We start from the raw sequence: 23729 nt of genomic DNA, 5'->3' as shown, positions 1-23729 counted from the left end.
CTCCGAAATGATCTTACCTTCCTATTATATACCATATCATGCCGAAAATCAAGGCTTTTTACAGCTGTTTCACCTTTTCCACAAAAAAATCCCGGGTTGTGTCCCGGGATATGTATGCTTATTCCTCTGACTGTGCGGCAGTGTTATCGGTGTAGCTTATCCCCTCGGTGCGGAGTCTTTCGATAAGCTGGTCGAGGTTTTCGGCAAGTCCGTTTTCCTCACTGATGGCAACATTCGGGTTCTCGTAGCTCTTGATTTTTGCGATGACCCCTTCGAGGTCGTACTCGCTGCCGTCCATCAGATACTTGTCACCGCTGATGACGACCGAAAGCTCGGTGAATTCGGCGGTAGCAGGTTCGGCGTTGTTCTTGTCGGCGGACTCGGTGCTGTCGGTGACCGAAACGCTCTCGGTCGCCTTGCCCTCGCCCTCAGCCTTTCCGCTGCCCTTGCCGAGTCCGAAACCTCCGTGCAGTGCAAGCCAGATAACGACGACCGCCGCGGCTATCAGCAGCAGAAGGATAAGTACTCCGACGACGGACGCGCCTTCAAGGTTTTTCCTGAATCTGATCTTCATTTTTGTTTTCCTCCCTGTGAGTGTTTGCGGAGGATATAAAGACCCTTCCGCTGTATTTTTCTGTCACGGCGTCGAACATCGGGCTGATGCTGTTTCGCGCCGAGATAAGATATTCACTTGAATCGTATGCAAAATTGATGAGCAGGCAGCTGTCGTCGCCGTAGCCTTCGTCCTCAAGAAGGGTGAGCATCCCGTTTGTGACGTCGCTGTTCTGGTCAAAAGTCGATAATGTTTCGTCGCCGCGCTTTACGCTCAGCTCCCAGCCGCTTTCTGTGCGGGTGTAGATGAAGCTAAGGTTGCTGCCGCTGCCGAATTCCTCCAGAGCCTTTGCAAGGGCTGCCTTGTCGCTGTCAGCCGCTTCAAGAGCCGCCATCCTGTCGTCAGCCTGCTGTTTCAGAGCCTCTGCGTCCGAACGCATCTTCTCCGCCTCGGCGACGTTGTGGCTGCCGATGTTGCTGAACAGAATGAAGTAGAAAAGTATTATCAGCGTCACATCAAGCAGGGGAGTGAAATCGAGGTGTATCTCTTTAATTTTCATTTTCGGCCTCAGACTCCTGCGTCTCGGTCTGCTTTGCGGCAAGACCGCCTTGTATCTCCTTGTCGAGCTCGGAGCGTCTGTCCTCGATACCCGGAGCGATCGCCGAACCGAAGATCTTGAAGACCACTGCCCAGATAATTCCCCAGGCGGTCGAGGTGAGCGCCGTGAAGAAACTGCCCTGAACAGCAGTAATATCTCCCGAAGTCAGCGAGGGCAGGTCGAGAAGGCTCTTGACTGTGCCGAACATTCCGAGCAGCGGGAACACCGATGTGATGCCCGAATAAAGCGAGTAGGAAATGTTCAGGCATTTTCTCATGCTCCTTGCCCAGCCGATATTCTGTGACAGTTCAAAGGTCTCCTTATCGGTCTTGCTTCTGCGCTTCTCCTTTTTTTCGGCAACGCAGCAGTAATAAATCACAGCAAGTATCGCGGCATTCAGGAAAACAAACAGGAAAATATAGCTGTCTCCGACAAGATTTTCTTGAATTCTCTCTTTCCACATATTTATCTGCCTCCAACGACAATTATAACACATAATGCGCTATATTGCAAGTATTTTCGTCAAAAAAACGTTGAATCATCTAACTCCTATGTGAAAAGTAGGAATAAAACTTCCAAAATGAACGCTTAGATTTGTGAAAACCTACAAAAAAGCTCAGACCCTATTGACATATCGTTGGAATAAGCGTATAATATAGTAAGCAGATAGGAATTATAACCTAATCAATTTCAAGGAGGAATACATTATGTCAAAGGTTTATAAGGGCGCAGCCGAGCTTATCGGCAACACACCACTTGTTGAGGCTGTTAATATCGAAAAGAGCGAGGGTCTTGAGGCAAAGATACTTCTCAAGCTCGAGTACTTCAATCCCGCAGGAAGCGTTAAGGACAGGATCGCTAAGTCGATGATCGAGGATGCCGAGAAGGCAGGCAAGCTCACTCCCGACAGCGTTATCATCGAGCCGACTTCGGGCAACACAGGTATCGGACTTGCTTCTCTCGCAGCTTCCAAGGGCTACAGAGTTATCCTCACCATGCCCGAGACGATGAGCGTTGAGCGCCGCAACATCCTGAAGGCTTACGGTGCAGAGATCGTTCTGACCGAGGGCTCCAAGGGCATGAAGGGCGCTATCGCAAAGGCTGAGGAGTTGGCTAAGGAGATCAAGGGCGGCTTCATCCCCGCACAGTTCGAGAACCCCGCTAACCCCAAGGCTCACCGTGAGACCACAGGTCCCGAGATCTGGAACGATACCGACGGCGCTGTTGACATCTTCGTTGCAGGCGTCGGCACAGGCGGAACCATCACAGGTACCGGCGAGTTCCTCAAGGCTCAGAAGCCCGATGTCAAAGTCGTAGCTGTAGAGCCTTCCGATTCTCCTGTACTCAGCGAGGGCAGAGCGGGCGGCCACAAGATCCAGGGTATCGGCGCAGGATTCGTTCCCGATACGCTCAACACCAAGGTTTACGATGAGGTCATCGCTGTTGAAGGCGACGATGCTTTCGAGGCTGCAAAGCTCATTGCTAAGCGTGAGGGTGTGCTCGTAGGTATCTCCTCGGGTGCTGCTCTCCATGCTGCACTCGTGCTTGCAAAGCGTCCCGAGAACAAGGGCAAGACCATTGTGGCTCTTCTCCCCGACAGCGGCGACCGCTACTACTCCACTCCTCTTTTCGCTAACTGAACTTTGAACTACCGAAAGTGATATATCCATAAAAAATCAGCTGTACAGTAAAATGTACAGCTGATTTTGCTATTGTACGATATTCATTTGTGTAGATTCCCGTAAACGTGGGTGAAGTGAACGGCAGTAAAGACCGCTCCCGTCAGAGTAAGCGGAAGATTTTCGCGCCACAGCCCGATAAATACGTAGAACAGCGGCGGCATAAGCACGATGAAAAACATCATGACGAAAACGCTCCTGTTTCCCGAGTAGTATATCCCCCATCCGACGAAGTTGAGCAGAAGTACCGCAGCAGAAAGCCCAAAGAAAATCTAACACTTGAAATCATGGGGTAAGAACAGCTCTGTCCTGTCGCTGACTATGAATGTCATAAGCGCGATGCACGCCGAGCCGAGTATCTTTTCGGCGATGCCGAGCGCCTGTGAGGACTCCTGCATATTCATTATCGGGTTCGGGTCGAGCTTTATTAGCGGCATTATCATGTAGGGTATTTCCTATACCGCGAAGAGAACCAGCCCGAAAAGTCAGAACCCGAGGTAATGATGTCCGAACAGCTTGCAAAATCTGAACATGGCGTTATCGGCAGATACGCGCAATAGCGTTGGCGTACATATTCAGATTGTATCTGAACGTTTCAAGGGTTATGTGCTCATCTATGCCGTGCATATTGTTGTTCTCCCAGGGGAACTCCGCACCGAAAGCAACGCCGCCGGGGGTGTTGTGGACGTAAGTCACGCCGCCCTCTGCAACAGGCTCGCCCTTTTCGCCCTTGACATCCTCGTAAACCTCAAGAAGTGTCCGAACAAACGGACTGTCAGCAGGCACATAGTGCGGCTCGCCGCCAGTGAAGCTGTCGAGCGAAAAGCCCGCGTTTTCAAGTGCGAGAACGATAATTCCGCGGATCTCCGCAAGCGTGCGGTCGATAGGGAAGCGGATGTCGATGCCGCAGGTGAGCTTTTCGCCCTCAAGGTTCAGGCAGGTCAGCGCACAGGTCATTTTTCCCGAAATACTGTCCTCGAATCCGAGACCGACGGTTGCACCGTCATACTCTCCGTGAGGGAACATCTTCGCGAGCGCGTTCAGCAGACTGCTGCCGCCCTTGTAATCCGCAAGGAACTTTGTCACAGCGTTGTCACCGTTCTCCGGACGGGAAGCGTGTGCAGGTTTGCCCGTGTAGAGCTTTTCCTCGCCGCCGATCTTCACCGCGCACTTGTCGGGGATGGCGTTGATGGTCTTGTTGCTCACAAGGGATGTGACGTCATCGCTGTCAAAAGGCGCCTCAAAAGTCATGTGCATCATGCCCTTTTCGCAGTTGAGCACGGGGAAAGAACCATCGGGGGTGAAGACCATCGGCGGAAATGCTTCGAGCTTCTCGTAGTAAGCGATGTCCTCGCAGCCCTGCTCCTCGTTTCCACCGAAGATGATGCGGTAATTTTTTGTCATCGGCACATTCAGCTCCTGCAAAGCCCTGACTGCCCACAGCACCGCCACAGACGGCCCTTTGTCGTCGATAGTTCCGCGTCCGAAGATGGTGTCGCCGTCAACAGTTGCCGCGAAAGGCGGATGCGACCAGCCCTCGTCGGTGGCAGGCACGGTGTCGAGGTGGCTGAGTATGCCCAGCACGGGGTCAGCGCCGCTCGACATCGAGATAGCGTAATTGTCGAAATTCTTCACTTCGAGCCCGAGAGCCTTGCCTTTTTCGGCGCCCCATGCCAGCGCCTTCGCCGAACCCTCGCCGAAAGGCTTGCCCTCGCTCGGCTCACCGAAAGCCGAGTTTATCGAGCATATGTCATTGAGGTCGGCGAGTATCTCGTCCATATGTTCGTTAAAATATTTTTCCAGCTTCTCTTTGAGCTGTCTGTCGTTTTCAGTCATTTTTCCGTTCTCCTTAAAATGCATATTGATAGTGTCGGAGGATTGTTTATCCTGAATTTCCCGAGCCCTGCGCTTACCTCCATGCTGCTGAACCCCTGCGGCGTCCTGATGCGGTAGAGGTGTTTGGTGTACTTCGGGAAGAATTTGCGCTCGGGGGAGAATATCCCCACTTCCCCGATGCGCGAGATGCCGCCGTGAACGTGTCCCGACAGGGTCAGGTCTGCGCCCCACGCCGCGTAAGCGTGAAACGGCAGGGGAGTGTGCGCAAGCAGCAGGTTGAAAACGCTTCTGTCCGCTCTTCCCGCAAGCTCGTTTAACAGCGGCGGCGTGACTTTTTTCAGACCGAAGTAGCTCCCGTTCGGCAGTCGGTAGCACTCACGGGGCAGTTCGAGACCCATTACTTTTATCGCGCTCCCGCCGCGGAAAAAATCTTCCTGCTGATTTCTCAGCACATGGATGCCGAGCTTTCTCAGCTCCGTTTCAAAGGGCTCTGCAATTTCGGGACGGTCGTTTTCGTGATTGCCCCGAACGTAAAAAGTCGGTGCAGTCTCCGCCAGCGAACCCATAAAATCCAGCTTGTCCATGACCGCCGAAAACTCCTCGTTCCTGCTGAACGAATCCCCCGTAAAGCAGATGATATCGGGTCTGAGCGACGCGCAGGCAGCAGCAAGCCCCATGTTCCTCCTGCCGAATTTCTTCGCGTGAAGGTCTGACAGGTGCAGCACCCTCACTCCATCGAAAGCTGCGGGCAGCTTCGCCGAAAACACCTCGTAAGTGCAGAATTCAAGTTTCAGCCTTCCGCTGTCCGTCATGATGGCAGCAGGTCCGCTTGCGATTGGCAGGATGCTCATATTGTCCTCCGTTCAAGCCAAAAGGGGCTGTAAAAAGCCCCTCATGTGTTCAGATATTGTTTGCGATAACTGTACCCATCTCGGCACATCCGACTCTCTTGCAGCCGTCGGACATGATGTCGCCCGTGCGGTAGCCGTCGTTGAGAGCCTTCTCTACGGCAGCCTCAACAGCGTCAGCCTCAGCGGTCATGTCGAACGAGTAGCGGAGCATCATTGCCGCCGAAAGGATGGTTGCGATGGGGTTTGCGAGGTCCTTGCCCGCGATGTCGGGAGCAGAACCGCCGCTGGGCTCATAGAGACCGAACTTGGTGTCGTTCATGCTGCCCGAGGGGAGCATACCGATAGAACCCGTTATCATCGAAGCCTCGTCGGAGAGGATGTCGCCAAACATATTCTCGGTCACCATAACGTCGAACTGTGCGGGATCCTTGACCAGCTGCATAGCCGAGTTGTCAACGAGCATATGCTCAACGGTAACTTCGGGATAGTCATTTGCGACCTCGTTAACGACCTTTCTCCACAGACGCGAAGAATCGAGAACGTTCGCCTTGTCAACGCTTGTGACCTTCTTGCGGCGCTTCATAGCCACCTCGAAAGCCTTGATGGCGATGCGGCGGATCTCCTTCTCGTTGTAGCTGAGGGTGTCCACAGCGGTCATAACGCCGTCAACTTCCTCGGTCTTGCGTGCGCCGAAGTAAAGACCTCCGGTCAGCTCACGCATGATGAGCATATCGAAGCCCTTAGCCGCGATCTCTTCCTTGAGAGGGCACGCACCCGAAAGCTGCGGATAGAGCAGGCAGGGGCGCAGGTTCGCGAACAGACCGAGAGCTTTTCTTATTCCGAGCAGTCCTGCTTCGGGGCGAAGGTTAGCGGGCAACTTGTACCAGGGCGAGGTATTGGTGTCGCCGCCGATGCTTCCCATGAGGACAGCGTCGGAAGCCTTGCATATCTCGACCGTCTCGTCGGTCAGCGGAACGCCGTTCGCGTCGATGGAAGCGCCGCCCATCAGCACCTGAGTGTACTCAAAGCTGTGACCGAACTTCTCGGCTACCTTATCGAGCACCTTCATCGCTTCGGTAACGATCTCGGGACCGATGCCGTCACCCTTGATGACTGCTATTTTCTTATTCATTGGTTATCAGTTCCTTTCGGTGATAATATTACATAGACTATTATATCATGAAGCCGGGCGTGCTTGTTTGCAAGGGCTCCGAGGCGAAATGATACAATAAAGCTGCGGAAGCCGGTCCGCAGGCGGCACATAACGTGACGCAGACCATGCACAGCATGGTCTTTAGCTTTATTATATCACATAGTTCCCGAAAAATCAAGTGCAAAATTGCACGGCTGCGTCAAAGCTCCCCGTTTTCGATTGGACGGTCGCCAAGCACAGAGCGGCGGAGCCTGTCCATTCTTGCGTCGAGGTTAGCGCTTATCTCGGCGCAGAGGTAGAGCTCGTTCGCCATTTCCTCGTTGTACTCATAGCTTTTCTTGTATTTGAGCTGATGTTCGAGAGCCGCCCAGAAGTCCATCGCGATGGTGCGTATCTGTATCTCGACCTTGACGTACTGTTTTTCGGCGGGCAGGAATATCGGCACGATGACGATAAGATGCAGACTGCGGTAGCCGTTGGGCTTCGGGTTCTTTATGTAGTCCTTGGCTTCGAGCAGGGTTATATCGTCCTGATTCAGCAGCGCACCTGCCAGCAGATAAACGTCCTCGATGAACGGGCAGGTAACGCGGATCCCTGCGATGTCGTTGAGGTTTGCTTCGATGGCGTTCATGGACATCTTGCAGCCCTTTTTCTCCAGCTTTGCGCGGATGCTCTCGGGGCTTTTCAGTCGGCAGTGAACGCTGTTGATGGGGTTCCTGTCGAGGGTGTGTGAGAACGCCTCGTTGAGCACGTTGAACTTTGTCTCTATCTCCATCATGGCGCACTTATAGTATGTCATCATGCGGTTGAACTGCTCAAAGAACAGTCTCGTCCTTTCAAACTCTTCATTCTGAAAGACCATCAGCGGATATTCAGCGGTCTCGGTCTCTTCGGTAAGTATTTCATTTTCTGTCTGCAAAGCATTTCACCTCTCGGGTCATTCACCGCAAAAATAAAGACGGTGATATTATTCTTATCATGATAACATATCCATGTATTTGATATTTGAGCATAATGTGAAATACTTGAAAAAATGCACACAGTCATAATACCCGCCCCGACGGCATATAGATTAATACCAATCTATTATCAGAGGTGAGATGATGAACCTTTCAGACAAACCGAGACCAGTAGAGCTTGGCGAGTACATGGTGATGAGCAGAACGACGGTGAGAGCCGCCGCTGTACATTTCGGTATCTCGAAATCCACCGTGCATAAGGACCTGCGGACAAAACTTCCGAAGCTCGACCCCGCGCTTTACAGCCGTGTGGAGGAACTGCTTGAACTCAACAAGCAGGAACGTCATATCAGGGGAGGTCTTGCCACCAAGCGCAAATACGAGCAGATAGCATCGGATAATAATAATGATAGAATTTCATAAAAAGAAAAAATCGGTATTGCGGACAATACCGATTTTTTTATGTTGCCGTTTAAGCTGTTCAGCCCTTTTTCTTGATGAGGGCGGTGTTGATGAACGCCGCACAGAACGCGCCTGCAAGCGGAGCCACGATGAATACAAGACCCTCAAGCAGGTAGTTGATGTCGCCCTTGCAGATGGTAGCGAAGAGCGCGGGAGCGATGCTTCTTGCGGGGTTTACGGAAGTGCCTGTCAGCGGGATGCCCATCAGGTGTACGAATACGAGAGCCGCACCGATGAACAGACCTGCGTGCTTCTTTGTGCCCTCGTCCTCGGACTGAGTTACAGCAAGGATAACGAGAACGAAGATGCAGGTGAGGATGACCTCAACGAGGATAGCACCCACGATGTTGAGAGCGCTGTTTCCCGTCTCGCCGAAAGCGTTTGCACCGAAGGAGATCTCGTCAAGACTTGCCTTGACATACTCAGCATCGCCGTCGTCGTACTCAACGGTAGTGATGAGACCGCAGAGGGCGAGGATGAGATGCATCAGCGATGCGCAGAAAGCGCCGACGGTCTGTGCTATCGAGTAGCTGATGGCCTCAGCGAGGGTCATCCTGCCGTCGAAGAACATCGCGAAGGATACCGCAGGGTTGAGGTGCGCGCCGCTGATGCCGCCGATGGTGTAGGCAGCTACCAGTATCGACAGACCGAATGCCAGCGATGTAGCAACGACATTCGCGCCTGTTACCATTGCCGTTCCGCAGCCGAAGAACACGAGAACGAAAGTTCCGAACGCTTCAGCGCAGAGCTTCTGAGTTTTGGAATACATATCACATTTCTCCTTTGCAATAGATTTTGTCCTTCATCTTTCATAGATCGGACAAGAAAAAATTGATACTACGATTATTATAGCGCATTAAATTGTATTTGTAAAGTGTTTATCGTTTTAAATGAAATCTTTGTGACAAATTACAAATCTCCGATAAATATTTTAGCAAAAAAGCCGCCGCCCAAAGATGGACAGCGGCTCAAAAACAACGTTATTCAGCGATTATTCATAAAGCGGATACTTAGCGCAGATAGCGTTTACCTTAGCGCGGACTTCATCGGCGGTGCCTGCGAAATCCTTAGCGGTCAGGTAGATGCACTCAGCGATAACGTCCATATCCTCTTCAACAAGACCGCGGGTGGTAACTGCGGGAGTGCCGATACGAACGCCGCTGGTAACGAACGGCGACTCGGGGTCGTTCGGGATAGCGTTCTTGTTGACGGTGATATAAACCTCGTCAAGGTCGTGCTGGAGCTGCTTTCCTGTGATGCCGAAGGGTCTGAGGTCTGCGAGCATCAGGTGGTTGTCGGTGCCGCCCGAAACGAGATCGAAGCCGCGTTCAACAAGTCCCTTGGCGAGTGCCTGAGCGTTCTTCACGATCTGCTCACCGTAAGCCTTGAACTCGGGCTTGAGAGCCTCACCGAAGCATACAGCCTTGCCTGCGATAACGTGCATGAGCGGGCCGCCCTGAGTTCCTGGGAAGATAGCCGAGTTGATCTTCTTTGCAAGAGCCTCGTCGTTAGTGAGGATAAGACCGCCTCTCGGACCTCTGAGGGTCTTGTGAGTGGTAGTGGTGGTGATGTCTGCGTAAGGAACAGGGGAAACGTGCTGACCTGCCGCAACAAGACCTGCGATGTGAGCCATATCCACCATGAAGAAAGCGTCGATGGACTTGGCGATCTTCGAGATGCGCTCGAAGTCGATAGCACGGGGATAAGCCGAAGCGCCTGCAACGATCAGCTTGGGCTTAACCTCCTGAGCCTGCTTCTCGAGAGCGTCGTAGTCGATGAAACCGTTGTCGTCAACGCCGTAGGGAACGAAGTTGAAGTACTTGCCCGAGATGTTTACGGGCGAACCGTGAGTAAGGTGACCGCCGTTGTCAAGGCTCATACCCATAACGGTGTCGCCGGGCTTGAGCAGCGCGAAGTAAACAGCGGTGTTAGCCTGAGCACCCGAGTGGGGCTGAACGTTCGCGAACTTTGCGCCGAACAGCTTGCAGGCTCTGTCGATAGCGATCTGCTCAACGACGTCAACGCACTCGCAGCCGCCGTAGTAGCGCTTAGCGGGGTAGCCCTCAGCGTACTTATTGGTGAGCACGCTTCCCATAGCTGCCATAACAGCGGGGGAAACGATGTTCTCGCTTGCGATAAGCTCAAGGTTGCGGCGCTGACGTGCCAGCTCGTCCTGCATAGCCTTGCCGACCTCGGGGTCAACGTTCTGAACAAATCCGATAGTGTCTAACATTTTTGCCATTGGTAAAATCTCCTTGTCATTCAAATTCCGAGCGTGTTCGCTCAAACATAATTATATTATACAATATTTTTCGGAGGATTGCAAGGGGGTTTGTAAAATATTTTGCATAACTTTCTCAAATATTGAATTTATTTATAGTATGCCGATGACTGTTTATTGCTTTGATTCATGTTCCTGTCACCGCGTTTTCACAAGATGCACACTCTCTGCGGCTATAATTGATTTTCGGGGAGCTTGCGTGAAGCAGGCTGAGAGGGAGCTGTTCGCTCCGACCCGTGACCTGATTTGGATAATGCCAACGTAGGGAGCAAGCAGGATCTTTGTGCGGACGTGCCCCCGTGGTATGTCCGTATTTTTTATGAGGTGATCATTATGAAAACTGCTTTGACTATAGCAGGCAGCGATTCGAGCGGCGGCGCAGGCATCCAGGCGGACATCAAGACCATGACCGCAAACGGCGTGTTCGCCATGTCAGCCGTTACCGCGCTCACAGCGCAGAACACGACGGGCGTTTCGGACATCATGGAAGTGACTCCCGAATTTCTCGCGGCACAGCTCGACCGCGTGTTCGAGGATATTTTCCCAGACGCTGTAAAGATAGGTATGGTAGCTTCCTGCGGTCTTATCGAGACCATCGCAGCCAAGCTGAAGCAATACAAGGCGAAGAACATCGTCCTCGATCCCGTGATGGTGGCGACCAGCGGCGCTAAGCTCATCAGCGACGACGCCATCGAAACGCTCGCAAGATGTCTTATGCCCCTTGCCGACATTATCACGCCGAACATCCCGGAGGCTGAGGTGCTTTTCGGCAAAAAGATAACGACCGCAGAGGAAATGGAAGAGGCTGCAAAGAGTATCTCGCAGAAGTACGGCTGTGCAGTTCTCTGCAAGGGCGGCCATTCGCTCAACGATGCGAACGATTACCTCTACAGCGCCGATGGCGGCGTGTGGATAAAGGGCGAGCGCATCAACAACCCGAACACTCACGGCACGGGCTGCACCCTTTCGAGCGCTATCGCTTCCAACCTCGCCAAAGGCTTCACTCTCGGCGAGTCGGTCGAAAGAGCAAAGAAGTATATCTCGGGTGCCCTTGCGGCACAGCTTGACCTCGGCAAGGGTTCGGGTCCGATGGCTCACGCATTCGCAATAAACAATGAATTTACCGCCGAAAAGGAGAATTGACATGAAGGTTTCCGAAAGAATCTACAAAGCCGCTATGCCCATCTGGGAGACATACTACGATCACCCTTTTGTCAAGGGCATCGCAGACGGCACCCTCGACAAGGACAAGTTCGCATACTATATGGTACAGGATCACAAGTACCTGATGCAGTACGCGAAGGTGTTTGCACTGGGCGTTATCCGCGCGTCAAAGGAGTCAGACATGAGAATGTTCGGCAGCCTTATCTCCGCGACCCTCGACACCGAGAACGCCGTTCATCAGAGCTATCTTGCAAAGTTCGGCATCGACCATGATGTTATCGAAAACACCCCGATGGCACTCAACAACGAGTCCTACACCAACTACATGATCTCCATCGGCTTCAAGGGCGGTCTTGCAGAGATCGCGGCGGCAGTCCTTGCCTGCTCCTGGAGCTACGAGCTGATCGGCGAATACATCGAGAAGAACTACCCGAACGCGAAGGACAACGAGTTCTACGGCAACTGGGTAAACACCTACACATCCGAGGGCTACCGCGCCTGCAACGATGAGATGATCGAGATGTGCGACCGCTTCTCCGAGGGTCTCAGCGAGGAGCAGATAGTCGAGCTTGAGAATATCGTGAAGATATGCAGCAAGTACGAGTATCAGTTCTGGGATATGGCATGGAGCAAGGGCGATACCTACACCCCGTAACAGACAGAATACCTGACACCGGCGCCTAAAAAAGTGTCGGTGTTTTTTGCGCTCATGCTATCACGGTAAATTGTTAACAGATAACCATTGACTAAATCGCTTTAATGTGATATAATAAACTTTAGAGCTTTTTCGGCTTTGTGTGAAAATAATAAAGCATTGTTCTAAAATATTTTTTTGAAAGGACAGAATTAATATGGGAATGACAATGACACAGAAGATCCTTGCGGCTCACGCAGGACTTGATGAAGTCAAGGCAGGACAGCTCATCATGGCTGACCTCGATTTCGTGCTCGGTAATGACATCACCTCGCCTGTTGCTATCAACGAGTTCAACAAGGCAGGCTTTACCGAGGTGTTCGACAAGGAAAAGGTCACGATGGTAATGGACCACTTCGCACCTAACAAGGACATCAAGGCTGCTACCCAGTGCAAGCAGTGCCGCGACTTCTGCGGTGCGCAGAGCATCACTCACTTCTATGACGTGGGCAGAATGGGTATCGAGCACGCGCTTCTCCCCGAGCAGGGTCTCGTAGGCCCGGGAGACTGCATCATCGGTGCTGACAGCCACACCTGTACATACGGCGCTCTCGGCGCATTCTCGACGGGCGTAGGATCCACCGATATGTGCGCAGGCATGGCAAAGGGCAAGGCATGGTTCAAGGTGCCTTCCGCCATCAAGTTCAATATCGTTGGCAAGCTCCCCAAGTACAGCGCAGCTAAGGACGTTATCCTGCACATCATCGGCATGATCGGCGTTGACGGTGCGCTCTACCGCTCGATGGAGTTCATGGGCGAGGGTCTGAAGAACCTGACTATGGAGGACAGGCTCTGCATGGCTAACATGGCTATCGAGGCAGGCGCAAAGAACGGTATCTTCGCAGTTGACGAGGTAACGCTCGCTTATGTCAAGGACAGATTCAAGAGGGAAGTCCGCGTATTCGAGGCTGACGCTGACGCAGAGTACGACGAGGAATACACCATCGACCTGTCCAAGATCAAGCCCACCGTTGCATTCCCCCATCTCCCCGAGAACGCAAAGACCTTCGACGAGATCGGCGAGGTAAAGATCGACCAGTCTGTCATCGGTTCATGTACCAACGGACGCATCGAGGATCTGAGAGCTGCCGCTGAGGTACTCAAGGGCAAGAAGATCGCCGACAGCGTTCGCTGCATCGTTATCCCCGCAACACAGGACATCTATATGCAGGCTATGGAAGAGGGTCTGCTGAAAATATTCATCGAGGCAGGCTGTGCAGTTTCCACTCCGACCTGCGGACCGTGTCTCGGCGGTTACATGGGCATCCTCGCAAAGGGCGAGCGCTCGGTAGCGACCACAAACCGCAACTTCGTCGGCAGAATGGGTCACCCCGAGAGCGAAGTATACCTTGCTTCTCCGTATGTTGCTGCTGCTTCGGCTATCACAGGCAAGCTCAGCCAGCCGAGTGAGGTAATGTAAGATGGTAAGACACGTAATAATCTGGGACTTGAAGGACGAGCTGACCGCAGAGCAGAAGCGCGAAGCCGCCGCAAAGATCAAGTCGGGACTTGAAGCGCTCAAGGGCGTTGTCGAGGGGCTGAAAGAGATCAGTGTTGTGACCAAAATTCTGGACACTTCCAACGGAAGCCTCATGCTCGACAGCGTGTTCGAGGATGAAAAGGCACTTGCTTACTACGCCGACCATCCCGAGCACGTCAAGGTAAAGAATTACGTTGCGACCGTCGTAAAGAGCCGCAAATGCGTTGATTACAAAATCTGAAAGGATGAATAGAAATGAAAGCTAAGGGCATCGTACACAAGTACGGGGACAACGTTGATACCGACGTAATTATCCCTGCAAGATATCTGAACACCGCCGACCACAAGGAACTCGCTTCCCACTGCATGGAGGACATCGACATCGACTTCGTGAAGAAGGTCAAGACAGGCGACATCATGGTTGCGCACGAGAATTTCGGATGCGGTTCTTCCCGTGAGCACGCTCCCATCGCGATCAAGGCGAGCGGCATCTCCTGCGTTATCGCTGCGACCTTTGCGCGTATCTTCTACCGTAACGCCATCAATATCGGTCTGCCGATCATCGAGTGCCGCGAGGCGAGCGAGAAGATCGAGGCAGGCGACGAGGTCGAGATCGACTTCGAGAGCGGCGTCATCACCAACGTCACCAAGGGCGAGAGCTATCAGGGACAGGCATTCCCCGAGTTCCTCATCAACATCATCAACAAGGGTGGCCTGCTCAACTCGCTGAAGTAATGGGCATTCTCAGCGCGATACATGACTTGATCTTCGGCAGTCCCGAGCGGAATGACGCTGTTGACCGTACCTCGACAGTCGAACGTCCCATGACCGCCGAGCGTCCGCCCGTGACAAAACCGCCCGTCAACACCGAAAATGAGCAGATCGTTATCGACTCTCTGCGGATAGAGGGCTATGACGCGGCGTGGGCTGACGACTACCGTACAGTCATCGAACAGCTGAAACAGTCGGGTGAAGTCGGCAAAGCTAACAGCGGCGACCTTGATAAACTGTACAAATTTTCGGACAAAAGACTTCCCGCCGAGGTGCTGTGGTTCTTTCGGTTCTGCAATATTCCTGCGGGTAAGGGACTGTATTTCGGCGATGTGCGCTTTCTCGGCATCGAGGACGTTATCAGGGCAAACACTGACGCTGTCCCGGGGTACTGCGTCTTTCCGCAGGGGTTCATGACCATCGCAGAGACCTCTATCGGCGACGCGCTGTGCATCGACCTCGATCACAAAAGCGAGGATGGTCTCGAAGAGGTTTACGAGGATTACGTGGCGAACAAGCCGATATACCAGATACCCCACGAGCTTGTGGGGGAGGACGGCGTGATGACGCTTGACGGTCCTCAGCCGCTTACGCGAGAGAACATCGTTGCTATGTCCTTCAAGGTAGGGCTTGACTTTTCCGATTTCATGCTCATCATGGCAAGAGATGATATTCAGTTGCTCGAAGCCGACCTGCTGCAAAAACAGTTCGACGGCAAAAAGAAACGCATGGAAAACGCATATAATTGATCTGAGCCGAACGTTCATCGTGAGCGTTCGGCTTTTTGTAATTTGTAAAAAGAAAAAATATTTTTTGTAAACGTTTAAGTCAGTTGACAATGGATAAATTATATGTTAAAATTATATTACAAGTATCGAAAATGTGTTTACCGAAAGGACATCTCATGAGAAGAATTAAGAGGTTAGTCTGCGGACTTTCTGCGGCTGTTATGGCTGTGACCGCGGCATCCTGCGCAAAGGGCGGCTCTGACAGCGGAGAATCCTCCCAGCAGGACACCGCATCCGAAAACGGCGCTGTGACCACAGCGAGAGAGATCATCACCTCACGCGAAAGGGAGGTCGTGGAGACCGAGCCTGTCGTTGAGACGATGGGGAATTTTGACATCGGCGGCGCATCCTCCGAAAGCGCAGTCCCCGAGGATTTTAAGGTCGAGCTTGAAGGCGAAAAAGGAACGCTCAACGGCGCTTCGGTGCTGGATAAGTCTTTTGTCGGCGAGTTTTCGGGCGACGGATTTGCTGTCGTGACCGAGGACACTTCGGTGGAGTTTGAGGTGGAGTTCCCAGCGGAGGGCAGCTACGATCTCAACGTGGTCTCTGCTGCCGATCAGGAGGGCACAAAGGCATCGATCACCATTGACGGCAATGCTTTCACGAGCTTTGACATCAACTCCCTCAAGTTCGATAACAACAGCGCATTAAAGGTGCTTATCGGCGAGGGCAAGCATACCATCGGCTTCAAGACCCAGTCCGTGCCGATCTATATCGACAAGATCACGATAACTGCGGCTCAGAAGATCGACATGGCAGACTACGAGGTCAACCGCACGCTCTGCAACCCGAACGCGTCGGAAGAGACAAGGCGGCTGTATAATTTCCTCTGCGACAGCTACGGAAATTACATAATCTCGGGTCAGTACGCTGCCGACAACAACGGTCTTGACTCCCGCGAGTTCATCGATATCAACCAGAAACTCGGCGACTATCCCGCGATAATGGGTCTCGACATGATCGAGCTGTCGCCGTCCCGCGTGCTGAACAATTCGGCAGGCGGCTACAAGGCGATACAGAATGCCAAGGACTGGTACCTCAACCACAACGGCATCGTAACGATGTGCTGGCACTGGAACGCTCCCGAACCGTACATCGGCGGCGACCTCGGCGCATGGTGGGAGGGCTTCTACAAGGAGCACACGAACATCAGTCTGACCAAGATACTCAACGGCGATGACCCCGAAGGCTACGACCTGCTCATCCGCGACATCGACTCCATCGCTTGCTATTTGCAGGAGCTTGATGACTATCATGTGCCGATACTCTGGAGACCTCTCCACGAGGGCGGCGGAGACCCGAAGTGGAACAACCCCTGGTTCTGGTGGGGCAGTTCGGGCGCGGATTCCTACAAGGAACTCTGGAAGCTCATGTACGACCGCATCACCAACTATCACGGCGTGAACAACCTGATCTGGGTTTGGAACGGTCAGAACGCGGCTTACTATCCGGGCGACGAGTACGTTGACATCATCGGCTACGACGTTTACGGCGAGAAAGAGGACTATTCCTCGAAGAAGTGGTACTACGACTACACCAAATCCTGCGCAGGCGAGAACAAGATCTGCGCCATGACCGAGAACGGTATTCTCTTCGACCCCGACGCTGCGATGGCAGACGGCACACGCTGGGCATGGTTCGCGACCTGGAACGGCGAGTTCACCATCAAGGATATGGAGCTTCCGGGCGAGTACACCTCGATGGAAATGTGGGAGAAGATCTACTCCAGCGACAAGGTGCTGACTCTCAGCGAGCTTCCCGACCTGAAGAGCTATCCGCTCGACACGGAGAAGTACCTCGCAGAGAATAAATAACGAACGTTTTCACCTCCTTTCTAAAAAGTGAACAGTTAAGGCTGAGCCCGACATCTGCTTGTGATAGCACCTGCCGCGCCTGTCTTGACTGTTCACTTTCGTCTTTTGCCCTAAAAATAGCCACGACCGAAAACAGACGACCCCGCAAGCGTCAACCTGCGAGGTCATCTGTTGATAGGAAAAGTAAGGAAAGTAAAATGAAAAAGTAGAAAAGATCATGTATCGGATGTCGCAGATTCTTTCATCGCGACAAATTCGGAAATGAGCTTCACGGCGCCTTCGATACCGATGATAGACGAATTGACCGTCACATCGTAGTTGGTAGCCATGCCCCATTTGTTATCCGTGTAGTATTCGTAATAGTTTGCACGCCGCTTATCGGTCTTTCTGATGAAGTCCTCGATCTTCGGCTTTTCGATGTCGTAGCGTTCCGCGATGCGGCGTTTTTTCTCGAACATATTGCCCGTGATGAACACCGATATGCGGTTTTTGTTTTCCTGCAAAACATAGTCGGCGCATCTTCCGACGATAACGCAGGGTTTTTCCCCGAGCTTGCGTATCGTTTCAAACTGTGCCAAAAATATCCTGTGATTCAGCGGCATTTCCGGATTCATCCTTCCGTCCGCACTCATCGGATACGTACCCATAACGAGCGAGTACAGAAAACTGTTTGTCATGCTTTCGTCATGTCTTACGAACAAGTCCTCACAGATGCCGCTTTGTTTCGCGGACTCCTCGAGCAGCTTTTTGTCGTAGAATGGGATACCGTAAAGTTCCGCGAGCCGCTTGCCGATCTCTCTGCCGCCGCTGCCGAACTCACGACCTATGGTGATAACGCTTCTCATGGTCTGTGATCTCCTTGGGTTCGCCTGTGTCATGTTTTGCTTTCATTTTTTCGTTGTATATATTATAGCACATATTTTGTATTTTGTATACAATTTTTCTTAAAAAAGTTGCACGAATTTTAGACAATACAGTTGGTAATTATGACGATATTGTCAAATATAGATAATTTGCTGCCGTTAAAATGATGATTTATTTCGCGAAAACGTTCAAAGACATTGAATGTTCATGAAAAAGTGTATGAATGTATATGGAATTGACGATAAAAATTTGATACAATTGAACTAATAATACGCTCTTGGACTATATATTATATCGGAGAATACAATCATGAGAATTTCGTATTTTTATAAAACCGCTGTGTCGGCACTGATCTGTTCGGCTGTTGTCGGCATGATGAGCGGATGCTACCTGCTTCCCGACGAGGAAGAGGTGCTGCCTGCCCCCACCGTCAAGGCGAGTGAGGTCAGCTATACCACTGTTACCGCAAAGCGCAAGACTCTTGAGAAAAAGATCGTCAACAGCGGCACGGTCATGAGTGAGCAGCAGTACAACATCGCCTACGAAAAAGAGGGCGGCACTATCAGCGAATTCTACGTCCGCGCAGGCGATAAGGTCGCAAAGGGCGACAAGATCTGCGAGCTCGACACTACCGACATCGACTACCAGATACAGCTGAAAGAGCTCGACCGCAAGCGTGCGTATCTCTATACCGAGGTGCTCTACGAAAAGGGCTGCACCCAGTCGGAGTACGACCGCGCCTACGTGGATGTGGAGCTCCTCGACATCGCGCTGAAAAAACTGTACAAACAGCGTGACAACGCCGTGCTGACTTCTCCGACCGACGGGACTATCTGCGCACTTGCGGACGTCCGCGTGGGGGATTACGCATCGCCCGGACAGACCATCGCCACCATCATGCAGACCGACAAGCTCTACATAGCCATCAAGCCCAACGATCTGACCGCTTTCCCTCTCGGTCAGAAGGTGCAGATACGCATCGGCGAGGACTATTACGACGGCGAGGTGTTCATGAACCCGACCGAGCTTGCCGAGTACAAGCGCGAAGAATCCGAGAGCCATGACAAGAAGGAAGAGGGCGGAATCGAGTACGAAGCCGATATGATATACATCCGCTTCGCAGGCGAAGCCCCCCCCGACGCGGTGGGTCAGCTTGCGGACAGCATACTCGTTCAGGAGCGTGCGGAGAACGTTATCGTTGTGTCAAACAACCTCATCAAGACCGTTGACGGTGAGCAGGTGGTATATGTCCTGCGTGAGGGTCAGAAGGTCGCCGTACCTGTCGAGATAGGTCTGAAAACTGGTTCCCAGTCCGAGATCAAGTCGGGTCTGAACGAGGGCGACGAGATAATCATTAGATAAAGCGCAGCGCAAAGGAGTTAAAGAATGTTCACACTGCTCATGCGCAAGATGCGCAACACCAAATGGATGGTGTTCTGCCTGCTGATAGGCTTCATCATGGCGGCCGCCATGACAAGCACCATCCCAATATATATGAATGCGTCCCTGCAGAGGATGCTCGTCAAGGATATGGAGAATTTCCAGACATCGGAGGGTGTGTATCCCGGCACTTACGCGACCACCCACTCCGTTACCCTTGACACGGACACCGCCACACAGAAGGCGGAGATAAAGAAGATACAGGGCATCGTCAAGGACGGCTACGATTCACTCGACTGCCCCGCGAGTTTTGAGAAAACATACATCGCTGACGAGTTCCTGTACGTCACTTCCATAGCGATAACCGACGGCAGTTCAGCCGCAAGACTTACTCTGGGCGGTATGACGGGTCTTGAAGATGCCGTTGAAGTCGTCCGCGGCAGGATGTATCAGAAGGGTCAGCGGAGCGACGGCGTTTACGAGTGCGTCACCACAGAACGTGCGCTCAAAGTCTCCGAGCTTGCCACCGATACTGTGTACGAGATAGGCAACATTTTCGGCGCGGACAAGACGGTCAAGATAGAGATAGTCGGCGTTATCGACGTCAAGGACGGGTACGAGGCTTACTGGGCAGAGGGGCTTGGCGAATACCTCAACACTATGTTCGCCGATTACGACACCCTCTTCGGCGAGATAATGGACACGGGCGCAGTCAATATAACAAGCATGGCTGTCCGCTACGCCATCGACTACCCGAAGATGAACATGAACATCCTCGGTCTTGTGAACGACCGCATCGAGCAGCAGCGCAGGACATACGAGGACAACGACATCAGCTTCAAGATACCAGCTGCCGACATCTTCGTTGACTACGCCGACCGCGCTTCTCAGCTCAGAGAAACGCTGTGGCTGCTACAGATCCCCGTTATCCTCATGATACTGGTCTATCTGTTCATGGTCTCGCAGCTCAATGTCGAGCAGGAGAAGAACGAGATAGCCGTGTTCAAGAGCAGAGGAGCGTCACGCGGTCAGATAATCCGCATCTACGCCCTCGAATCCATGTTCCTCGGGGTCATGACGGCGGTCGTCGCACCGTTTGTTGGCATGGGGCTGTGCAGGATGCTGGGCGCTTCCAACGGATTCCTTGAATTTGTCAACCGCAAGTCGCTGCCAATAACCCTCGCGAAGGATGCGTTCATTTACGCGGGTGCGGCGGTCATCGTGTTCTTCCTCACCACAATGGCACCGATCATCCCCTCTACCAAGACCACCATCGTCGAGCACAAGCAGTCGAAGGCGAAGAAGCGCAAGCTGCCTCTCTGGGAAAAGCTCTGCGTGGACTTCGTGCTGATAGGCGGCTCGCTCACGTGGCTGTACTACTACACAAAAAAACAGGCAGATCTCACCGCCGACGGTATCACCGACCGTGAGGCAGCCATCAACCCGATGATGTTCATAGCATCGGCGGCGTTCATCGTCGGCTGCGGACTGTTCATCATCCGCATACATCCGCTTATAATCCGCATCTTCTCGAAGCTGCTGGGAAGAGTGCTTTCGCCTGCGGCCTACGTTTCCTTCAACAATATCGGACGTTCCGCGGCAGGCAAGGAGCGCTTCCTGATGATATTCCTCATCCTGACGGTCTCGCTGGGTCTGTACTTCGCGAATACCGCCCGCGCCCTCAACCGCAACGCGGAAGAACGCGTCACCTACGACGTCGGCGCCGATGTGGTGATGAAAGAGGAGTGGTCGAACACTTCCGGTGAGCTCCGCGCCGCGAGTGCGAAGGAATCGGGCGACGCTGCGAAAAACGCGGGCAGCAACGGTCAGCAGATAAGCAGCGAGGAGCAGGAGATAGAGGTCGATGAGGATGAGGTGGAGTACTCCGAACCGCCCATCGAACGCTTTGAACAGCTTGCAGGCGTCAAGTCGGTGGCGAGGGTCTATATCCGTAACTCCATCAACGTCAAGAGCAGCCGCATGAAGGTCCCGAAGGTGTCCAAGGTCAAGGACGAAGCTCAGCGCAAGGAACTCGCGGCAGCTAATGCCGACAGCTCGCGCACGGCCGACAACACCGACAATGTGAACCTCATGGCGATAAGCCCGGGGGAGTTCTCGAAGGTGTGCAACTTCTACGACAGACTTCTGCCGTACCATATCAATGAGTACCTCAACGCTCTCAGCGACTATCCGCAGGGCATCCTGCTGTCGAACGCATTCATGGAGACCTACGGGCTCAAAACAGGCGACACCGTGACGGTGAGCTGGGGCGGCAACGACGCCTTTGAAGCGACCGTTCTGGCGTTCGTGGACTTCTGGCCCTCGATGAATCCCTACCTTACGGCGAAGGACGGTTCATATATGAACTTCGCGATCATGAACCTCGACTACGTGAAGATCATGTCGAAGATCGAGCCCTATCAGGTGTGGATTAGGCTGGAGGACGGCGCACTTACCGAGGATCTCTACAAGTCCATCGAGAAGTCGGACATCGAGCCGACCCTGCTCCGTGTGGCAGGTCAGGAGATCATCACGCAGAAGAACGACCCGATGCTCCAGGGAATGAACGGCGCTCTGACTCTCGGTTTCATCGTCATCATGATAATGTGCATAATCGGCTTCCTGATGTACTGGATACTTTCCATCAAGAGTCGCACGCTGCAATTCGGCATACTCCGTGCGATGGGCATGAAGTACCACGAGATAATCGCGATGATACTCTACGAGCAGCTGCTGACATCGGGCGCGGCGATACTTTCGGCGATATTCATCGGCGGCATCGCAAGTGAACTTTACGTGCCGCTCTTCCAGTACCTCTTCACCACCGCCGAGCAGGTGCCGGGCTTTGTGGTCATCCCCCAGAGAGCCGACTATCTCAAGGTCTACACGATCATTCTTGCCATGCTGCTGATATGCTTCCTCGTGCTCGGCAGTCTCATCCGCAAGATAAATATTTCAAAGGCGTTGAAACTCGGCGAAGACTGATTATTGCGCTTTTTGATGGTCGTTAATAAAAAATTTACAAGCCGCGTGTTCTGCAAAGCCTGCAAAATGCGCGGTTTTTATTAAAATATGGTAACAGAGGAATGTTCATAAATTGCGATGATGGAAAATTCTCGGATAGAATTTTTAGCATTTGTAACAATAGTAAATCGCACGGTTAAAATCCTTATATTTCTTGCTTAACCGTTTTGTAAACAAATAAAAACCTGTACGGATATGCTAAAAATATTCCACACTTTTTGTGCAAAAGGTATATTGCAAAAGTGAAGAAAATTTAGTATGATAAGTATAACGATACGGGCTCGGCTGTTGAAAATCGCGTTTTCCGCCGCGCGTATCGTCAAAAGCACAAGCAATTAAGAATATATTTCTATTTGGAGGAATCAAATATGGACAAGATCAAAAGATTTTCCGCAGCTGTTATCGCTATGTCTCTCGCCTGCACCATGATGGCTTCATGCGGCGGCTCAGACGACAGCAGCAGCTCAAACGGCGGCAGTGCTTCCAAGGCTGACACTTCCAGCGCAGCAGCTGAGAGCAAAGAGGACGCTTCTTCCGCAGAAGACACAGCAGCTTCCGAAGGCGGCGAAGAAAGCGGCGATACGAGCGAGGATGCTTCCGCAAGCGTTGACGCAGCTGACATCACTCCCGACCCCAACTATGTACACAACTACAACTTCCAGGGCTACGACGCATTCCTGATGTTCGCAGACCGCTCGGGCTGGTTCTGGAGAAACATGATGCACGAAGGTTCGGTATACGATACCGAGAACTTCGATGTTACCGACGGTGAGACCTACGGCTACGGCGTTGATGCTGATATCGTAGGCGACGGCGAGTACACCGTTTCCATCACCAAGGACTCTATCGCACAGAACAACGGCGTTCTCAATCCTCAGGCACTCATCAACGAGGATGACGGCACTATCTTTGCAGCTGAGGGCTGCTGCGTATTCTGTGTAGATATCGTTGGTATCTGCAACGGCGACTTCGGCTCGGGCAAGAACGAGGAAACAGGCGAGTGGGAGATGGATCAGGAGCTCAAGACCAATCCTCTCGACGACAAGCTCGACAATCACTGGAACATCGACGCTAAGGGCGACTACAAGCCAAGTGACCTCAAGGTAAAGGTCACCTCGATCAAGTGCGACGGCGTTGAGATCGACTTCGATGAGAGCAAGTTCTTCTATGGCAACATCGAGGCTACCAACAACCGTTATCGTATCGAGATCTACAACGACTACGGCTTCACCGCTACCGATCCGGGCGTTGATCCTATGGGTCTGACCTTCAACAAGTCGCTTGAAGTTACCTTCACTATCGAAGGTCTCGGCGAAGTTAAGACATTCCCCGAGGTAACTCCTTTCACCCCCGGAGCTTGATAAAAAACCGAACTAAC

24 protein-coding genes and 1 riboswitch are annotated in these 23729 nt (G+C 52.5%); of the genes, 12 read left to right on the top strand and 12 right to left on the bottom strand.

Going from position 1 to position 23729, the window contains the following annotated elements; translation table 11 throughout:
* Window positions 1-118: 118 nt before the first annotated feature.
* Genes BT142_RS06040 through BT142_RS06030 form a run of 3 tightly spaced genes read right to left on the bottom strand, consistent with a single transcriptional unit; the run spans window position 119 to window position 1614 of the window.
* Complete coding sequence (locus BT142_RS06040) at window positions 119-574, bottom strand: hypothetical protein (protein ID WP_072417313.1); 456 nt, start codon at window positions 572-574, stop codon at window positions 119-121.
* Window positions 546-1112, bottom strand: a complete 567-nt coding sequence (locus BT142_RS06035; RefSeq protein WP_072417312.1) for a hypothetical protein — start codon at window positions 1110-1112, stop codon at window positions 546-548. Before BT142_RS06035 ends, BT142_RS06040 begins: the two co-directional genes overlap by 29 nt.
* On the bottom strand, window positions 1102-1614 hold the full coding sequence (locus BT142_RS06030) for a MotA/TolQ/ExbB proton channel family protein (protein ID WP_072417311.1): 513 nt from the start codon (window positions 1612-1614) through the stop codon (window positions 1102-1104). Before BT142_RS06030 ends, BT142_RS06035 begins: the two co-directional genes overlap by 11 nt.
* 244 nt (window positions 1615-1858) lie before the next feature.
* On the opposite strand from BT142_RS06030, the gene cysK reads away from it, so the two are divergent.
* On the top strand, window positions 1859-2791 hold the full coding sequence (cysK, locus tag BT142_RS06025; protein ID WP_072417310.1) for a cysteine synthase A: 933 nt from the start codon (window positions 1859-1861) through the stop codon (window positions 2789-2791).
* A gap of 83 nt (window positions 2792-2874) precedes the next feature.
* Here the strand turns inward: cysK and BT142_RS19010 are convergent, their stop codons facing one another.
* From BT142_RS19010 to BT142_RS06005, 6 genes are all read right to left on the bottom strand, one after another.
* Window positions 2875-3015, bottom strand: coding sequence for a hypothetical protein (locus BT142_RS19010; RefSeq protein ID WP_175444897.1), 141 nt, complete (start codon window positions 3013-3015; stop codon window positions 2875-2877).
* 87 nt (window positions 3016-3102) lie between these two features.
* A complete protein-coding gene (locus BT142_RS19005; protein WP_175444896.1) occupies window positions 3103-3273 on the bottom strand; it encodes a hypothetical protein in 171 nt (56 codons plus the stop codon).
* A 94-nt stretch (window positions 3274-3367) separates the two neighbouring features.
* Window positions 3368-4666, bottom strand: a complete 1299-nt coding sequence (locus BT142_RS06020; RefSeq protein ID WP_072417309.1) for a M20/M25/M40 family metallo-hydrolase — start codon at window positions 4664-4666, stop codon at window positions 3368-3370.
* Window positions 4663-5517: a metallophosphoesterase gene (locus BT142_RS06015; protein ID WP_072417308.1), complete on the bottom strand. Its 855-nt coding sequence runs from the start codon at window positions 5515-5517 to the stop codon at window positions 4663-4665. The genes BT142_RS06020 and BT142_RS06015 overlap by 4 nt, the downstream gene beginning before the upstream one ends.
* Before the next feature lie 49 nt (window positions 5518-5566).
* On the bottom strand, window positions 5567-6649 hold the full coding sequence (gene leuB, locus BT142_RS06010) for a 3-isopropylmalate dehydrogenase (protein WP_072417307.1): 1083 nt from the start codon (window positions 6647-6649) through the stop codon (window positions 5567-5569).
* A 220-nt stretch (window positions 6650-6869) separates the two neighbouring features.
* Window positions 6870-7589 carry a GTP pyrophosphokinase gene (locus BT142_RS06005; RefSeq protein WP_242871932.1) on the bottom strand — a complete coding sequence of 240 codons (720 nt, stop codon included), beginning with the start codon at window positions 7587-7589 and terminating at the stop codon, window positions 6870-6872.
* Window positions 7590-7773: 184 nt separating this feature from the next.
* Between BT142_RS06005 and BT142_RS06000 the strand changes: the two genes are divergently transcribed.
* Entirely contained in the window at window positions 7774-8052 is a 279-nt protein-coding gene (locus tag BT142_RS06000; RefSeq protein ID WP_072417306.1) for a sporulation transcriptional regulator SpoIIID, read from the top strand.
* Window positions 8053-8110: 58 nt separating this feature from the next.
* Here the strand turns inward: BT142_RS06000 and BT142_RS05995 are convergent, their stop codons facing one another.
* On the bottom strand, window positions 8111-8860 hold the full coding sequence (locus BT142_RS05995) for an MIP/aquaporin family protein (protein ID WP_072417305.1): 750 nt from the start codon (window positions 8858-8860) through the stop codon (window positions 8111-8113).
* 222 nt (window positions 8861-9082) lie between these two features.
* A complete protein-coding gene (glyA, locus tag BT142_RS05990) occupies window positions 9083-10333 on the bottom strand; it encodes a serine hydroxymethyltransferase (protein WP_072417304.1) in 1251 nt (416 codons plus the stop codon).
* Between the two features lie 216 nt (window positions 10334-10549).
* Window positions 10550-10657: riboswitch (TPP riboswitch) on the top strand.
* Between the two features lie 48 nt (window positions 10658-10705).
* Here glyA and thiD point away from each other — a divergent pair.
* The 7 genes from thiD to BT142_RS05955 all read left to right on the top strand — a co-directional run bounded on the left by thiD (window position 10706) and on the right by BT142_RS05955 (window position 17083).
* On the top strand, window positions 10706-11515 hold the full coding sequence (thiD, locus tag BT142_RS05985; RefSeq protein WP_072417303.1) for a bifunctional hydroxymethylpyrimidine kinase/phosphomethylpyrimidine kinase: 810 nt from the start codon (window positions 10706-10708) through the stop codon (window positions 11513-11515).
* A 1-nt stretch (window position 11516) separates the two neighbouring features.
* On the top strand, window positions 11517-12191 hold the full coding sequence (tenA, locus tag BT142_RS05980) for a thiaminase II (protein ID WP_072417302.1): 675 nt from the start codon (window positions 11517-11519) through the stop codon (window positions 12189-12191).
* Window positions 12192-12387: 196 nt separating this feature from the next.
* Window positions 12388-13650: a 3-isopropylmalate dehydratase large subunit gene (leuC, locus tag BT142_RS05975; RefSeq protein ID WP_072417301.1), complete on the top strand. Its 1263-nt coding sequence runs from the start codon at window positions 12388-12390 to the stop codon at window positions 13648-13650.
* Window position 13651: 1 nt separating this feature from the next.
* Complete coding sequence (locus BT142_RS05970) at window positions 13652-13951, top strand: Dabb family protein (protein ID WP_072417300.1); 300 nt, start codon at window positions 13652-13654, stop codon at window positions 13949-13951.
* Window positions 13952-13965: 14 nt separating this feature from the next.
* A complete protein-coding gene (gene leuD, locus BT142_RS05965) occupies window positions 13966-14445 on the top strand; it encodes a 3-isopropylmalate dehydratase small subunit (RefSeq protein WP_072417299.1) in 480 nt (159 codons plus the stop codon).
* On the top strand, window positions 14445-15230 hold the full coding sequence (locus tag BT142_RS05960) for an SMI1/KNR4 family protein (protein ID WP_072417298.1): 786 nt from the start codon (window positions 14445-14447) through the stop codon (window positions 15228-15230). The genes leuD and BT142_RS05960 overlap by 1 nt, the downstream gene beginning before the upstream one ends.
* Before the next feature lie 155 nt (window positions 15231-15385).
* A complete protein-coding gene (locus tag BT142_RS05955; RefSeq protein WP_242871931.1) occupies window positions 15386-17083 on the top strand; it encodes a glycosyl hydrolase in 1698 nt (565 codons plus the stop codon).
* 215 nt (window positions 17084-17298) lie between these two features.
* Here the strand turns inward: BT142_RS05955 and BT142_RS05950 are convergent, their stop codons facing one another.
* Window positions 17299-17928, bottom strand: coding sequence for a cytidylate kinase-like family protein (locus BT142_RS05950; RefSeq protein ID WP_092983102.1), 630 nt, complete (start codon window positions 17926-17928; stop codon window positions 17299-17301).
* Between the two features lie 328 nt (window positions 17929-18256).
* Between BT142_RS05950 and BT142_RS05945 the strand changes: the two genes are divergently transcribed.
* The 3 genes from BT142_RS05945 to BT142_RS05935 all read left to right on the top strand — a co-directional run bounded on the left by BT142_RS05945 (window position 18257) and on the right by BT142_RS05935 (window position 23712).
* Window positions 18257-19309, top strand: coding sequence for an efflux RND transporter periplasmic adaptor subunit (locus tag BT142_RS05945; RefSeq protein ID WP_072417296.1), 1053 nt, complete (start codon window positions 18257-18259; stop codon window positions 19307-19309).
* A 24-nt stretch (window positions 19310-19333) separates the two neighbouring features.
* Window positions 19334-22312: an ABC transporter permease gene (locus BT142_RS05940; protein ID WP_072417295.1), complete on the top strand. Its 2979-nt coding sequence runs from the start codon at window positions 19334-19336 to the stop codon at window positions 22310-22312.
* Between the two features lie 407 nt (window positions 22313-22719).
* Window positions 22720-23712, top strand: a complete 993-nt coding sequence (locus BT142_RS05935; RefSeq protein WP_072417294.1) for a hypothetical protein — start codon at window positions 22720-22722, stop codon at window positions 23710-23712.
* The last annotated feature ends 17 nt before the right edge of the window (window positions 23713-23729 follow it).

It is taken from the genome of Ruminococcus sp. YE71, from assembly GCF_900119155.1.
Classification (GTDB): domain Bacteria; phylum Bacillota; class Clostridia; order Oscillospirales; family Ruminococcaceae; genus YE71.
The sequence above is the reverse complement of the archived record's forward strand: the minus strand, read 5'-3'. Positions and strand labels throughout refer to the sequence as shown.

What these genes read in the sequence shown, in the direction of transcription:
- BT142_RS06040 (WP_072417313.1), bottom strand. Translation starts at nt 574, where the DNA reads ATGAAGATCAGATTCAGGAAAAACCTTGAAGGCGCGTCCGTCGTCGGA.
- BT142_RS06035 (WP_072417312.1), bottom strand. Translation starts at nt 1,112, where the DNA reads ATGAAAATTAAAGAGATACACCTCGATTTCACTCCCCTGCTTGATGTG.
- BT142_RS06030 (WP_072417311.1), bottom strand. Translation starts at nt 1,614, where the DNA reads ATGTGGAAAGAGAGAATTCAAGAAAATCTTGTCGGAGACAGCTATATT.
- cysK (WP_072417310.1), top strand. Translation starts at nt 1,859, where the DNA reads ATGTCAAAGGTTTATAAGGGCGCAGCCGAGCTTATCGGCAACACACCA.
- BT142_RS19010 (WP_175444897.1), bottom strand. Translation starts at nt 3,015, where the DNA reads ATGATGTTTTTCATCGTGCTTATGCCGCCGCTGTTCTACGTATTTATC.
- BT142_RS19005 (WP_175444896.1), bottom strand. Translation starts at nt 3,273, where the DNA reads ATGATAATGCCGCTAATAAAGCTCGACCCGAACCCGATAATGAATATG.
- BT142_RS06020 (WP_072417309.1), bottom strand. Translation starts at nt 4,666, where the DNA reads ATGACTGAAAACGACAGACAGCTCAAAGAGAAGCTGGAAAAATATTTT.
- BT142_RS06015 (WP_072417308.1), bottom strand. Translation starts at nt 5,517, where the DNA reads ATGAGCATCCTGCCAATCGCAAGCGGACCTGCTGCCATCATGACGGAC.
- leuB (WP_072417307.1), bottom strand. Translation starts at nt 6,649, where the DNA reads ATGAATAAGAAAATAGCAGTCATCAAGGGTGACGGCATCGGTCCCGAG.
- BT142_RS06000 (WP_072417306.1), top strand. Translation starts at nt 7,774, where the DNA reads ATGAACCTTTCAGACAAACCGAGACCAGTAGAGCTTGGCGAGTACATG.
- BT142_RS05995 (WP_072417305.1), bottom strand. Translation starts at nt 8,860, where the DNA reads ATGTATTCCAAAACTCAGAAGCTCTGCGCTGAAGCGTTCGGAACTTTC.
- glyA (WP_072417304.1), bottom strand. Translation starts at nt 10,333, where the DNA reads ATGGCAAAAATGTTAGACACTATCGGATTTGTTCAGAACGTTGACCCC.
- thiD (WP_072417303.1), top strand. Translation starts at nt 10,706, where the DNA reads ATGAAAACTGCTTTGACTATAGCAGGCAGCGATTCGAGCGGCGGCGCA.
- tenA (WP_072417302.1), top strand. Translation starts at nt 11,517, where the DNA reads ATGAAGGTTTCCGAAAGAATCTACAAAGCCGCTATGCCCATCTGGGAG.
- leuC (WP_072417301.1), top strand. Translation starts at nt 12,388, where the DNA reads ATGGGAATGACAATGACACAGAAGATCCTTGCGGCTCACGCAGGACTT.
- BT142_RS05970 (WP_072417300.1), top strand. Translation starts at nt 13,652, where the DNA reads ATGGTAAGACACGTAATAATCTGGGACTTGAAGGACGAGCTGACCGCA.
- leuD (WP_072417299.1), top strand. Translation starts at nt 13,966, where the DNA reads ATGAAAGCTAAGGGCATCGTACACAAGTACGGGGACAACGTTGATACC.
- BT142_RS05960 (WP_072417298.1), top strand. Translation starts at nt 14,445, where the DNA reads ATGGGCATTCTCAGCGCGATACATGACTTGATCTTCGGCAGTCCCGAG.
- BT142_RS05955 (WP_242871931.1), top strand. Translation starts at nt 15,386, where the DNA reads ATGAGAAGAATTAAGAGGTTAGTCTGCGGACTTTCTGCGGCTGTTATG.
- BT142_RS05950 (WP_092983102.1), bottom strand. Translation starts at nt 17,928, where the DNA reads ATGAGAAGCGTTATCACCATAGGTCGTGAGTTCGGCAGCGGCGGCAGA.
- BT142_RS05945 (WP_072417296.1), top strand. Translation starts at nt 18,257, where the DNA reads ATGAGAATTTCGTATTTTTATAAAACCGCTGTGTCGGCACTGATCTGT.
- BT142_RS05940 (WP_072417295.1), top strand. Translation starts at nt 19,334, where the DNA reads ATGTTCACACTGCTCATGCGCAAGATGCGCAACACCAAATGGATGGTG.
- BT142_RS05935 (WP_072417294.1), top strand. Translation starts at nt 22,720, where the DNA reads ATGGACAAGATCAAAAGATTTTCCGCAGCTGTTATCGCTATGTCTCTC.